The organism is Pseudomonas sp. Pseu.R1, from assembly GCF_045764065.1.
Lineage (GTDB): Bacteria > Pseudomonadota > Gammaproteobacteria > Pseudomonadales > Pseudomonadaceae > Aquipseudomonas.
The window spans coordinates 2,243,903-2,257,265 of sequence record NZ_JBJGEE020000001.1; the positions used below are offsets into that span (position 1 = coordinate 2,243,903).

A 13,363-nucleotide genomic window follows, 5' to 3' on the forward strand; every position below is an offset into this window, starting at 1 on the left:
TGGGAGCGAATTCATTCGCGAGACGTCGGTACATTCGACATAAATGCATCGCGTGAAATACCGCATCGCGAATGAATTCGCTCCCACAAGGTCCCGTGTTTGCAGCGCAGCGCCGAGGCGACGCGACCGACCACAGGGTTATCGTCCGTCAGGCCGATTGAAGCGACCGATACAACGGCAAGATCGAATCGCGAGTCAGCGGCGCCAGGTGCAGGTGATCAAGGTTGCCGCTGTCGACCCACACGACTTCTTCGATCTCAGCCGCAGGGTTCACGGCCTGATCGACGTCCAGCCGGTACAACTGGCAGTTCACCTCAAAACCCGGCTCGTTGGCCGCGACCGCGGAAAACTCGCCGAGAAATTGCGCCTTTTCGGCTGCGACGACCAGCCCCAACTCTTCGTTCAGCTCACGGGCCAGGGCCTCGGCGGGCGACTCACCCGCATCGATCTTGCCCCCCGGCTGCATGAACGCCTGAGTGCCGCGCTTGCGCACCAGCAGGGTCCGACCATCGGCGCCGATCAACAGCGCTGCGGCAATACGAATGACCTTCACAGCACCACCTCGGTTTTCAATGCCCGGTTCTCTTGCGCCCGCTCCAGCGCGAAACCGATCAAGCGATCGATCAGGTCCGGGTAGCTCACCCCGGTGGCCTGCCACAGTTTTGGGTACATGCTGATGGAGGTGAATCCTGGCAGGGTGTTGATCTCGTTGATGATGATTTCCCGCGCCTCGGTGACGAAGAAGTCCACGCGAGACAGCCCGGCGCAGCCCAGCACGCGATAGGCTTGCAACGCGACTTCACGGACTTCGTCACTCAGGTCAGCAGGCAGATCGGCCGGAATGGCAATGCGCGCCTGACCATCGTTCAGGTACTTGGTGTCGTAGGCGTAGAACTCGTCGTTGGCGACCACTTCACCGCACACGCTGACTTGAGGTTCATGGTTACCCAGCACCGCGCATTCCACTTCACGGCCCACGATGCCCTGTTCGATCAACACTTTGTTGTCGTAATCGAACGCCAGTTTCAGCGCAGCCGCATAGCTGGCTTCGTCCGTGACTTTGCTCACGCCCACCGACGACCCCTGGCTGGCCGGTTTGACGAACAGCGGCAGGCCCAATTGCGCCGACACGCTGACGAAATCCACTGACTCGCCCCGGTGCAGCACGGCGAACGGAGCGACAGCGATGCCCGCGTCGCGCAGCAGACGCTTGGTCACGTCCTTATCCATGCACGCCGCCGAACCCAGCACGTCCGGGCCGACGCACGGGATGTCGAGCAGACGCAACAGGCCTTGCAGCGAGCCGTCTTCGCCCGTGCTGCCGTGAATCAGCGGGAACACCACGTCGATGCGGGGCACATCCAGACCGGTTTCCACCTCGACGAACTGAGGGCCTTGCGCGCCCGGCATCAGCGACAGCCGACGGCCTGAGTCGCTGAGTTTGATATGCGCCGGGTCGTCCGCATTTTGCAGGTAATCGCGCTCGTCAAAACGCAGCCAATGGCCTTGTTTGTCGATGCCGATCAAGGTGACGTAATAGTTGTTGCGATCAATCGCATTGATCACGTTGCGCGCCGATTGCAACGACACTTCATGTTCGGAGGATTGCCCACCGAAGACGATGGCGACTGACTTTTTCAAAAGGGGATGCTCCTGGATTTCAGGTCGCAGAGCTAAAAGCAATTTGCGCCGTTAGTCCAGTCCCAGCCCCTTTTGCTTGACGAAATGCAGCGCAAAATACGCAGGACTTCCCACGCTCCTACAGGTGAGGTGCATCGTCGGATCACGTGGCCTCTTGAAAATCCATCTCCGGCGGCTGGCGGCGGAACCCACCGGTGAGCCACGCCAGATAGACGCAACCGAACACCAGCCAGCTCACACCCAGAATGATCGCCAGCTTGTCCAGGCTGATCATCAGCCACACATCCGCCACCAGACCGATCAACGGGCAGATCAGGAACAGCACCAGCTCACGCGGTCCGCGTTTTTCGCCCGCAATCCAGTAATGGAAGATCACCGACAGATTGACCAGGCTGAACGCCAGAAAGGCGCCGAAGTTGATGAAGGATGTCGAAGTGGTCACGTCCAGTTTCAGCGCCAGCAAGGCCACCACCGCACACAGCAGAATGCTGTTGACCGGGGTGCCGAAACGCTCGCTCAGCCCTGCAAAGAACGATTTCGGCAACACACCGTCACGCCCCATCGCGTAGAGCAAGCGCGAGCCACTGGCCTGAGCCGACAACCCCGAAGCGAACTGACCGACGATCAGGCCAATCAGGAAAATGGTCACGAACAGGTCGCCGCCGATGTTACGGGCGATTTCGTAAGCGGCAGAGTCGACGTTTTCGAATTGCGCCGAGGGGTGGGCCAACTGCACGAAATAAGACACACCGACGAAGATCAGCCCGCCAATCAGGGTGATCAACATGATCGCTTTCGGAATGGTCCCACGCGGGTCGCGGGTCTCTTCAGTCAGGGTGCTGACGGCATCGAAGCCCAGGAATGAATAACAGGCGATGGCCGCGCCGCTCATGATCAACGGCATTTGCATGTCGCCATTGAGGAACGGAGTGAGGGTCCACAGCGGCTTGCTGGCATCACCACCGATGTAGTGAATGCACAACGCGACGAACGCTGCCAGCACCAGGAACTGGATGATCATCAGCAGCGCATTGACCGTATTGGCCAGTTTCAGACCGACGATGTTGATCAGACTGGTGATGACGATAAACGCCAAGACCCACACTGGCTGCGGCACCGACGGAAACGCCGACCCCAGATACGCCGCGCCGATCAGCCAGATCGCCATGGGCAGGAACAGGTAGTCGAGCAGCACCGCCCAACCGGCAATGAAGCCCAGCTTGGGGCTGATCGCCTTGCGCACGTAGCTGTACGCCGAGCCTGCCACCGGAAACGCTGCCGCCATACGGCCATAACTCATCGCGGTGAAGAACATCGCCACCAGAGCGGCCAGATACGAAGCGGGCACCATGCCGCCCGTGGACTGGGCGAGGATGCCGAATGTCCCGAGCACGATGATGGGGGTCATATAGGCGATGCCAAACAGCACCACCGCCCCTAATGAAAGGGTGCGTTGCAAACGAGCCATGAGCGACTACTCCGAATTTATAGGTTTTATGGCAGAGAAAAGTTCGGCAGAACAAAGGCGTTTCTTTTAGTTGGAAGCACCGGGCGCTCGTCGTAACGGCTCCCGGCGAAGGCAGCTATTTATTGGTTTTGGGGAATCATCAGTTCGCGCACACCATTGGCATGCTCGATCACTTCGCCCGGCAGGCGCAGGCGTTGGTCGTCCAGATAGCGATAGTCGCGGCGGGCTGCCTGAAGCTGGCTCAGGTCCAGTTCGGCTGAGAACTGGCACTCTTCGCGCCCGGCCTCTTTCAACAGGGTGCCAAACGGATCGACCAGCGCGCTACCCCCGGCGAACACCAGCCCGCCGTCACCTTCGCCCACGCGGTTGACCATCAGCGCGAACGCCTGGTTTTCCTGGGCGCGGGCCATGATCGCGGTGCGATGCGTCGGGCCGTAGGGGTCCATGTTGCCGTTGGTGACGATCAGCAACTCGGCACCCAATTGCGCCAAGGCACGGGCCGACTCGGGGAATTCGATGTCGTAGCAGATCAACATGCCGACCCGCAGGCCGTTCCACAGACAGGTCGCATAGCGATCGCCCGGTGTGAACACGCCCCGGTCAGACGCCCACAGGTGGGTCTTGCGATAGCGCAACGCGATGCCTTCAGGGGTGATCAACAGTGTGGTGTTGTAGAAACGTCCGTTGTCGTTTTCGGCCATGCCGATGACCACCGACACATTGCGCGCGCAGGCGGCCTGCTGCACGGCTTGAACGGTCGGGCCATCCAGCGGCTCGGAAATCTCGGCGACGGTGTCACTGGAAGGAAAGCCCATCAGGTGCGTTTCCGGGAACACGATCAGCGCGGTATCAGCGGCGCAAGCTGCAATCGCGTCCAGCGCGCGTTTCAGGTTATGGCGCGTGCCATTGTCCTGACCCGTCAATTGGGCGAATTCGACCTTCATGGGTTTTCCTTATAGATGTTCGAAACATAAGCCGCGAGGCCGGTTCGGGCACAAAATGCTGGCCTGCCCCTCGGCTCTACGGGCAGTATGCGCATCAGCACGTGTTACGGGGTATTACGCAGCTGTAGTAACCCAATAGGGGTAGATCCATGACAATCGCACTGCAGGACATCGCCTGGCACCGCTCGGTCGCACAGTTGATCGAGGCGCTGGACCGTCCGAATTTCTGGGCTCAGTTGGTGCGCCTGCTTCATCAGTACGTCTCTTTCGATAGCTGGGTGGTGCTGCAATTCAGCTCCGGTCAGAGGCCCCAAGTCTTCGCCGAATCCCCCGGTGAGGACGGCAGCCCCGACCAGTTGTTTCAGGATTACCTCAAAGGCCTGTACCTGCTGGACCCCTTTTACATCGCCAGCCGCGAGCGCTCGCAAAGCGGCCTGTTCCGGCTGGCCGAAGTGGCGCCTGAGCATTTCGAGCTGACCGAGTATTACCAGCGATACTTTCGTCTGAATGTGGTGGCCGATGAAATCCAGTTCAATTGCCAGCTCGATCACGACCGCACGCTCTGCCTCTCGCTGGGCTCGACCCAACGTTTCGACACCGAACAGATCGCCTTGCTGTCGCTGATTCAACCGTGGGTGCTCGCGCTGCTGCGTCAGCGTCTACCCTTCGAACTGGCTGAACCTGCCTCGGAGATCGAAACCGAACAAGGACCGGCCGCCGCTCAACTGCCGACCAGCGACTGGCGCACGCAACTAGAGGCCTCGGTGCAACAGAGCCGGGGGGCGCAGTTGACGGCGCGGGAACTGGACGTCGGGCGCCTGATGCTCAGCGGCTGCTCCAGCAAGGAAATTGCGCGCAAACTGGATATCTCTGCCGAGACCGTGCGCGTACACAAGAAACATATCTACAGCAAACTGGGGATCAAATCGCAGTCCGAGCTGTTCTCGATTTTCCTTCAGGCGCAGAGCGCTTGAAGCCAGACACGTCTTACCGAAATAAAAAGCGCGGCACAGCGCTACCCAATTCAACCGTGTAAGGACTTTAAGGATCGCCCATGAGCCTCTCGCTTCTCAGTCGCTACGCCTTCTTCGTGGGCTGCGTGCTCTTCACCCTGTTCAGCCTCCCGTTTCTGCACCACGAATGGCTGTGGCCGTTCACCCTCGTCACCGCACTGCTCAGCCTGGTCGGGATCTTCGACTTGATTCAAGTGCCACATTCGGTACGCCGCAACTACCCGATCCTGGGCAACATTCGTTATGCCGTCGAGACCATTCGCCCGGAAATTCGCCAGTACCTGCTGGAGTCCGATAGCGATGCCCTGCCCTTCTCCCGCGCGCAACGCTCACTGGTGTATGCCCGCGCCAAGAATGAATCAGCAGACAAACCGTTCGGCACGCTGATTGACGTTTACCAGACCGGTTTTGAATTCATCAGCCACTCGATGCGCCCGGCGCCGCTGTCCGATCCCAACCAGTTTCGCGTCACCGTGGGGGGGCCGCAGTGCACGCAGCCGTATTCGGCGTCGATCTTCAACATCTCAGCCATGAGCTTTGGCTCGTTGAGCGCCAACGCCATTCGCGCGCTGAACAAAGGCGCCAAAATGGGCAACTTCGCCCACGACACCGGTGAAGGCAGCATCAGCCCCTATCATCGCGAGAACGGCGGCGACCTGACCTGGGAACTGGGCAGCGGCTATTTCGGCTGCCGCACTGCAGATGGCCGTTTCGACCCTGAGCGCTTCGCCAAACAGGCGCAGGACCCGCAAGTGCGGATGATCGAAATCAAGATGAGCCAAGGCGCCAAGCCCGGTCACGGCGGCATCCTGCCCAAGCACAAGGTCACCCGCGAGATCGCCGAGACCCGTGGTATTCCGATGGGCGAGGACTGCATCTCGCCGTCACGCCACAGCGCGTTTTCGACGCCGATCGAAATGATGCAATTCATCGCTCAATTGCGTGAACTGTCAGGCGGCAAGCCGGTGGGGTTCAAGTTCTGTCTGGGCCATCCGTGGGAGTTCATGGGCATCGCCAAGGCCATGCTCGAAACCGGCATTTACCCCGACTTCATCGTGGTCGACGGCGCTGAGGGCGGCACTGGCGCCGCCCCGGTCGAGTTCACCGATCACATGGGCCTGCCGATGCGCGAAGGGCTGTTGTTCGTGCACAACACGCTGGTGGGTCTGAACCTGCGCGACAAGATCAAGGTCGGCGCCAGCGGCAAGATCGTCAGCGCTTTCGACATCGCCAGCGTGCTGGCCATCGGTGCTGATTGGGCCAACTCGGCGCGGGGTTTCATGTTTGCGATCGGGTGCATTCAATCGCAATCCTGCCACACCAATAAATGCCCGACCGGCGTGGCCACTCAAGACCCACTGCGCCAGCGCGCCCTCGTGGTGCCGGACAAGGCGCAGCGGGTGTACAACTTCCACCGCAGCACGTTGCATGCCCTGGCTGAAATGATCGCCGCTGCAGGTCTGGACTCGCCGTCGCAGCTTGAGGCCAGGCATCTGGTGCGGCGTCAGTCGGCCACCGAAGTGAAACTGTTCTCCCAGTCCCATGTGTTCCTGCAACCGGGGCAACTGCTCAACGGCATCGTGGACGACAGTTTCTACTCGCGGATGTGGCGCATGGCGCGGGCGGACAGCTTCGAGCCTAACGAGATCGATTGATCCCAGCACATCGGCGTCAACAACAAACTCTCGACTCGGCACTCACCACTGTTGGGGATTCTATGTTGCCTGATCAACAGCTTTCGCCACCCAGTTGGCTCCCACAAGGGTCGCGCCAAGCCTAAATCTCGTGTCCGCTGCAGAAACTGTGGGAGCCGGCTTGCTGGCGAATGCGGTGTGTCATCCAACACATCGCCAACTGAACTGACGCATTCGCCAGCAAGCCGGCTCCCACAAAGAGCGTTTCACGCGTGTTTTTTTGCGCGCCATCACTGACTGTCAACATTCTGTAATATCCCTCCTTTGCATTTACTCCGCAAAACCGCCACCCTGCGCGCCGCCGATCAGCCCCGCCTGCTAGGGTTGAACCAAGGCTCGGCTGCATCCTCTTCTTTAAACAGACTTTCAGAGTTCATCGCCATGACGAACGGACGCGACCATCGAATCGACTTTTTTCGTGGTTTGGCGCTGATCTTCATTTTTTGGGATCACGTACCAGAAAACCCTTTCGCGCAACTCACCCTGCGCAACTTCGGCTTCAGCGATGCCGCCGAAGTGTTCGTATTTCTCGCCGGATACGCCGCCGTGCTGGCCTACGGCCGGGTGGCACAACGTGACGGCTGGGTCGTTGCCTGCCTGCGCATCCTGCGCCGCACGTGGGTGCTGTATGTCGCACACATCTTCCTGCTGACGCTTTTAATGGGCATCGTCTTCGTCGCCAACAATCACGTCGACACCCGCGACATGGTGCGCGAGATGGGCCTGGAATACTTCGTCGGCAATCCGCAGCAGGCGCTGGCCGATGAACTGCTGCTGCGCTTCAAGCCCAACCTGACCGACCCGCTGCCGCTCTACATCCTGCTGATGGGCACACTGCCACTGATTCTGCCGATTCTGCTGCACAATGCGGCAGTGGCCGTCGGTCTGTCGATTGCCCTGTACATGATGGTGCCGCTGTTCGGCTGGAACCTGCGTGCCTACGAGGGTGGCGGCTATTGGTACTTCAACCCGGTGGCTTGGCAGTTGATCTTCGTCTTTGGCGGTGCATTTGCGTTGTACACCCAACGTCCGTCGGCGCGGGTCACCTCTGCTCGTCCGGTCTGGCAACAACCGCTGTTCCTGATCGCGGCGCTGTACATGCTGGTTGCAGGTGTCATCACCTTCCTATGGAAATTCCCTGCTGTTCACGACGCGCTGATGCCCAAGGCCATCTCCGACCTGATCTACCCGATCAGCAAGACCGACCTCTCGCCCCTGCGCCTGCTGCACTTCGTCGCGCTGGTCTACGTCGTCGCCAAACTGCTGCCAGCCTCCCACGCGTGGCTGGAAAACTGGCCCGCCCAGCAGACCTGTCGCATGGGACGCTACTCACTGGAAATCTTCTGTCTCGGTGTTCTGCTCGCGCCGCTGGCCGATGGTGTCAACGCCCTGGCCGGAGATGTGTGGCAGATGCGCGTGATCACGGCATTGTTGGGGCTGGGGTTGATGCTGCTGTTGTCGAACTGGCTGGAGTTGAACAAGCGTTTGGGCAGCCCGAAGGCGGCACAGGTAGCGGGGGTTTGAGAACGGGTTCACGCTAGGGATGCACTTCGGAAATTTCCTACTGGTTTATCAGGCAAAGATTTTTCGCTGACGGCCGTTATGCGAGGGGTATGGATAAACCAGTGAGGGAAATCAGGATGAATATCAGCAACGTGAGCAGCATGCACTTAGCGTCATTGGATCAATCGGCTGGAAAGCGGCCTGTTCCAGATGCCAATGAAAGCGTGAAACAAGAGCCTCAGAAAATACAGCCTGCATCAGCAGAGACGCCTTGGCTGACAGAGCCAGGGTTGGAGTGTATCGATTCGATGGAAGAGTACATTTCGGTCAAAAAAACGTTAGCTTGTATTTCACTAGAAATTATGAAATCACAGTACGAATCTTTCATCGACAAGCTGAGAGCGGAGCGACCGGAACTGGCCAACAAGAGCTTTAGTTTCACTATTAATAGCCAGGGAAATTTTGAAGTAAGCGACCCACAGGGCGTCCTTAACTCAGAGGAAATCGAGTGCCTTACGCAGCAATTAAATGCGCACGACGGCCTCAAAACTCAAGCAATGGCGATAAGTTACATCGCGAAAACACTTGTCAAGTATGACCTGTCCAACCCCGCTCAAGCACCTGACGGAAGCATCCCCCCTCGCCTCGATTTTCAAAAAATCCTAAAAAGCGAAGACTCTTACATGAATTTCCACCATCAACTCTTTACGCCCACTGCCTTGGAAGTTTCGCGTATTTTCGAAAAAGCCTGACAGGTTTCCCGAGCCTGGCTAGATAACTCCAGTCAGACTCGGGACGATTTACAAATATGCCCAAACAACCGAACGTCTGCATTAGCTTCAGCCTGTGCTTCTGCGCCGAGTAACGCGTTCGAAAAAGTGTACCCACCCACATAGTAGTAGCTTCTCCAAGTATTGGCACCACGGTCATAAGAGACATAATCCCGTGCCTCATGACCTCCTGAACAGCGATCGAACCTGACGACTTGTTCTATTTTTCCATCACCACCACTGATCACTTCTTCAACCACTGTTTTTACTCGAGACTCTTGCAAATCAAGATAAAACGCCCCATCGCTCCCTTCAGTGGGGCACCGACAGAATCGGTGAAGTGCGCCTCTAAATTCGCCTCATTGTAACCTTGGGTCCATAGCCACGAAGGATGGGTATGCCCGGTTGGAATTCGGTTAACCCCTACCTCATCCTTAAGCTCGTATTTTTTTAACACAGGAAACGAGCCAAAGACAATTTTGTAAGAAGTAGAAGTGTCAGAGGCATTCGAACCGCTCACCACTCGTGCGATTACCGAGCCACCAGCCCCCAAGCCTGAGAAGGTTTTAGAACCTCCCACCAATGGCTCCCACTTGTTACCTGAAAGATATTCAACCTTGAAGGAAGTCTGAGGCAGACCGTTTGGATAAGAAAGCAACACACGCTGCCCACGAGTAGCGGTGAATGTGTAGTAGTTAGCGGCGGTAGAGCTTACAAGCCTGTTCTGAAGCACATGAATTTGATCCGACAAATCCGTCAGCACTATCTCGCCGTCCATATGAGACTCTGAAACGCTCTCAACGAGGCCATACTTGAACTCTCTCGATTTTGGCACGCCCTGCTGTAAGTCAGGAGCCGTCGCGTGCGACAACTGAGATTCCGCCCCCAACACCAGTATCATCGACGCCAAAATTGTCCTTTTGAATCACCACATACCTATATCCCTTTTGTTTTTGTTAAAACTTTCAAATTCACAACAATTTCGACGTAATTGGATTTAATCACCCCAGTCAACCCATAGGCTTAAAAAGCAGAAACGTCCTACGTTTTTCCGCCCAGCGTCTAAGCTTGTAGTCAGGTGCGATTAACAGGTTTAACCGGGCCAACGATATGGGCGCTCTGTGGCATTCCGATGGGAAAAAGGCTGCGGTCAAGGCTGACAGTCAGGGGGATGCGCCATTGCCTGCACATCCGCGCCACGGGTTTCATGCGTGGCGGGTGTTGCTGGTTTTGGTGCTGGTGGGGTTGGTGATCCTGGGATTTGCCGTTTTCTCGGAAGTCCGCAGTTCGAAGCTTCAGGCCCGCGAGTTCAGCCAGTTTGCCGATCATCTCAGTTACACCGTCGAGCCGGGGGCCAGTGATGAAATCCTCTACCCCGGTGATGGCCCGTTCGACAAACGCCTGGGCTATTCGGCCCTTGGCGAGTTCCTGCCCCGCTTGCTGAAACGGGACTACCGAATCACAGAGCAATCGCGCTTCTCTCCCGAACTGCTTTCCTACGCCAAACGGGGCTTTTTCGTGCCCTATCAGGAAAAGAGCCAGTCTGGCCTGACCATCGCCGACTGTCGGGGTGACGCGCTGTATCAATTCACCTACCCACAGCAGCTTTACTCGACGTTCACCTCGATCCCGCCGGTATTGGTGAACAGTCTGTTGTTCATCGAAAACCGCGACTTGCTCAATACACAGCAGCCAATGGCCAACCCCGCCGTGGACTGGCCACGCTTCCTGAAAGCCGCTGTCTCGCAGGTAGCGAAGCTGGTGGGGTTGCCCGGCCAGTCGGCAGGCGGGAGCACGCTGGCAACACAGCTCGAAAAATATCGCCATTCGCCCGATGGGTTGACGCAGTCGGGGGGCGAGAAAATCCGCCAGATGATCTCGGCCAGCGTGCGGGCCTATCAACCCGGGCCTGAAACGCTGGAAGCGCGTCAACGGGTGGTGCGTGATTACCTCAACAGCGTTCCCCTTTCCGCCGTACCGGGGCATGGCGAAGTGCATGGCATGGCCGAAGGGTTGCGCGTTTGGTACGGCGCGGATTTCGATAAAACCAACCAATTGCTCGCCTCTGCGGCCAAGGACGCCAAGACGCTCGCGGCTCAAGGTCTGGCATTGCGTGAAGTACTTTCGCTGGTCATCGCACAGCGGCGGCCTTCTCACTATCTGGCCAAGGGGCGCAAGGAATTGGCTGACCTCACCGACAGCCACATCCGTCTGCTGGCCCAGAACAACGTGATTGATCAACCCCTGGCCGACGCCGCATTGGGCGCCACGGTGACCTATCGCGACTGGGTGCAACAGCCGACGATTCAGCCCATCGAAACCAACAAGGGCATCACGGTTGCACGCACCCGGCTGTCGGCGATGCTCAATCGTCCTTTGTATGACCTGGACCGCCTCGACCTGTCGGCCACCAGCACCCTGCAAAACGATCTGCAAACCAGCGTCGGCCAGTACCTGCGCGATCTGGCCAAACCCGACTATGCAGCGAAACTCGGCCTGCTCGGCGAGCACTTGTTGACGCCCACCAGCACGCAGGCAGTGCGTTACAGCTTCACACTGTTCGAGCGTGACATCGACGGCTCGCGGGTTCGGGTGCAGACCGACAGCACTGACCAGCCCTTCGACATCAATGAGGGCAGCAAGCTGGAGCTGGGTTCCACTGCGAAGATGCGAGTGTTGACCACGTACCTGCAAATCATCTCCGAGCTGCACGACAAGTACGGCGGGATGAGCAACGCCGAGTTGAAGAAAGTCCCGGTCGAGGACGCAGACCGCCTCAGCCGCTGGGCGATTGATTATTTGATGCAAAACCCTGATCGCGACCTATCGAAAATGCTCGCGACGGCTCTGGACCGCCAATATTCGGCCAGCCCTGCCGAAAACTTCTTCACGGGCGGCGGGATGCATCACTTCAACAACTTCCGCCGCGAAGACAATGGCCGCAACCCAACGTTGCGTGAGGCGCTGCGAGAATCGATCAACCTGCCGTTCATCCGCCTGATGCGCGATGTGGTGCGCTACGTCACTTATTCAGGCCCCAACAACAGCGCGGTGCTCATGAAAGACGACAGCGACCCGCGGCGTCAGGAATATTTGGCGGATTTTGCTGATCGAGAAGGCACCTCGTTCCTGTTGCGCTTCTGGAAGCGCTACAAAAACAAAACCACGCAAGACCGCCTCGATACCTTCCTCGATGGTGTGCACCCCTCGGCCAGTCGTATGGCTGCCGTGCATCGTTATTTGCTGCCGAACGCCAGCCAAAGTGCGTTCAACGCCTTCGTTCGTGCTCACACCGTGGCGGACAAGAGCCAGCCTGCACTGACCGAAAAGCGTCTGGATGATCTGTACTTCGCCTATGGGCCTGGCAAATTCGACCTGCCGGATCAGGGCTACATCGCCCGCGTCCACCCGCTGGACTTGTGGCTGGTGGGCTACCTGCTGCAAAACCCGGACGCCAAGTTCAAGGATGCCGTGGCCGCCAGCCGTTTCGAGCGTCAGGAGGTGTATAGCTGGCTGTTCAAGAGCCGCCACAAGAGCGCCCGCGACAGCCGGATTCGCACGATGCTGGAGATCGAAGCGTTCCTCGATATTCATCAGCGCTGGCAAAAACTGGGGTATCCGTTCGATCACCTTGTCCCTTCTCTGGCCACGGCGATTGGCAGCTCGGGGGACCGTCCTGCGGCGCTGGCAGAGCTGATCGGCATCATTCAGAACGACGGGATTCGCCTGCCGGTTCTGCGCATCGACAGCCTGCATTTCGCCGCCGACACGCCTTACGAAACGTTGCTGAACAACAACCCGGAGCTGGGTAAGCGTGTGTTGCCCTCGGAAGTTGCAACGGCCATGCGTGAGGCTTTGTCCCAAGTGGTGGATGCGGGCACGGCGCGCCGGGTGTCGGGCACGTTCAAAACCCTGGACGGCACGGCGCTGCCAATGGGCGGCAAAACCGGGACCGGCGACAACCGCATCGAGAGCATTGGCTCGGGCGGGCGGATTCTGGCGTCCAAGGCGATCAACCGCACGGCGACGTTTGTGTTCTACATCGGTGAAAACCATTTCGGCACGTTGACCGCTTACGTGCCGGGCCGCGCCGCCGAAGCCTTCAAATTCACCTCGGCCCTGCCCGTGCAAGTGCTCAAGGGCATGGCGCCGATCCTCAATCGCTACCTGGAGCCGGGGACCTACACCCAGTGCAAGGCCCCGCTGGCGGCGCAGGTGGCGAGTGCTCCTTAACGCCACCTGCCCGTAGGAGTGAGCTTGCTCGCGATGGCGGAGTGTCAGACATCCACATCCATCTGACACACCGCCATCGCGAGCAAGCTCACTCCTA

At 58.5% G+C, this 13,363-nt stretch carries 10 protein-coding genes; 5 read left to right on the forward strand and 5 right to left on the reverse strand.

The genetic code is table 11. From position 1 onward, the window contains the following. Nucleotides 1-148 precede the first annotated feature (148 nt). The 4 genes from ACI5GA_RS10350 to ACI5GA_RS10365 all read right to left on the reverse strand — a co-directional run bounded on the left by ACI5GA_RS10350 (nucleotide 149) and on the right by ACI5GA_RS10365 (nucleotide 4,053). Nucleotides 149-553 (reverse strand): NUDIX hydrolase, encoded by a 405-nt coding sequence (locus ACI5GA_RS10350; protein WP_404636093.1) that lies wholly within the window; start codon nucleotides 551-553, stop codon nucleotides 149-151. Further along, nucleotides 550-1,641 (reverse strand): D-alanine--D-alanine ligase, encoded by a 1,092-nt coding sequence (gene ddlA, locus ACI5GA_RS10355; RefSeq protein ID WP_404636091.1) that lies wholly within the window; start codon nucleotides 1,639-1,641, stop codon nucleotides 550-552. Before ddlA ends, ACI5GA_RS10350 begins: the two co-directional genes overlap by 4 nt. 142 nt (nucleotides 1,642-1,783) lie before the next feature. Beyond that, entirely contained in the window at nucleotides 1,784-3,109 is a 1,326-nt protein-coding gene (locus ACI5GA_RS10360; protein ID WP_421422721.1) for an APC family permease, read from the reverse strand. A gap of 119 nt (nucleotides 3,110-3,228) precedes the next feature. Beyond that, nucleotides 3,229-4,053, reverse strand: a complete 825-nt coding sequence (locus ACI5GA_RS10365) for a carbon-nitrogen hydrolase family protein (RefSeq protein WP_421422722.1) — start codon at nucleotides 4,051-4,053, stop codon at nucleotides 3,229-3,231. Between the two features lie 149 nt (nucleotides 4,054-4,202). On the opposite strand from ACI5GA_RS10365, the gene ACI5GA_RS10370 reads away from it, so the two are divergent. The 4 genes from ACI5GA_RS10370 to ACI5GA_RS10385 all read left to right on the forward strand — a co-directional run bounded on the left by ACI5GA_RS10370 (nucleotide 4,203) and on the right by ACI5GA_RS10385 (nucleotide 9,015). Beyond that, nucleotides 4,203-5,027: a response regulator transcription factor gene (locus ACI5GA_RS10370; RefSeq protein ID WP_421422723.1), complete on the forward strand. Its 825-nt coding sequence runs from the start codon at nucleotides 4,203-4,205 to the stop codon at nucleotides 5,025-5,027. 80 nt (nucleotides 5,028-5,107) lie between these two features. Then, nucleotides 5,108-6,721 (forward strand): FMN-binding glutamate synthase family protein, encoded by a 1,614-nt coding sequence (locus ACI5GA_RS10375; RefSeq protein WP_404636083.1) that lies wholly within the window; start codon nucleotides 5,108-5,110, stop codon nucleotides 6,719-6,721. 420 nt (nucleotides 6,722-7,141) lie between these two features. Then, nucleotides 7,142-8,284: an OpgC domain-containing protein gene (locus tag ACI5GA_RS10380; protein ID WP_404636081.1), complete on the forward strand. Its 1,143-nt coding sequence runs from the start codon at nucleotides 7,142-7,144 to the stop codon at nucleotides 8,282-8,284. A 116-nt stretch (nucleotides 8,285-8,400) separates the two neighbouring features. After that, a complete protein-coding gene (locus ACI5GA_RS10385; protein ID WP_421422724.1) occupies nucleotides 8,401-9,015 on the forward strand; it encodes a hypothetical protein in 615 nt (204 codons plus the stop codon). A gap of 283 nt (nucleotides 9,016-9,298) precedes the next feature. Here ACI5GA_RS10385 and ACI5GA_RS10390 read toward each other — a convergent pair whose 3' ends face one another. Further along, nucleotides 9,299-9,934: a hypothetical protein gene (locus ACI5GA_RS10390; protein ID WP_421422725.1), complete on the reverse strand. Its 636-nt coding sequence runs from the start codon at nucleotides 9,932-9,934 to the stop codon at nucleotides 9,299-9,301. A gap of 209 nt (nucleotides 9,935-10,143) precedes the next feature. On the opposite strand from ACI5GA_RS10390, the gene ACI5GA_RS10395 reads away from it, so the two are divergent. Continuing rightward, the gene (locus tag ACI5GA_RS10395; protein WP_421422726.1) at nucleotides 10,144-13,266 is read left to right on the forward strand and encodes a transglycosylase domain-containing protein; all 3,123 of its coding nucleotides are present in this window, start codon (nucleotides 10,144-10,146) and stop codon (nucleotides 13,264-13,266) included. Nucleotides 13,267-13,363: the final 97 nt, after the last annotated feature.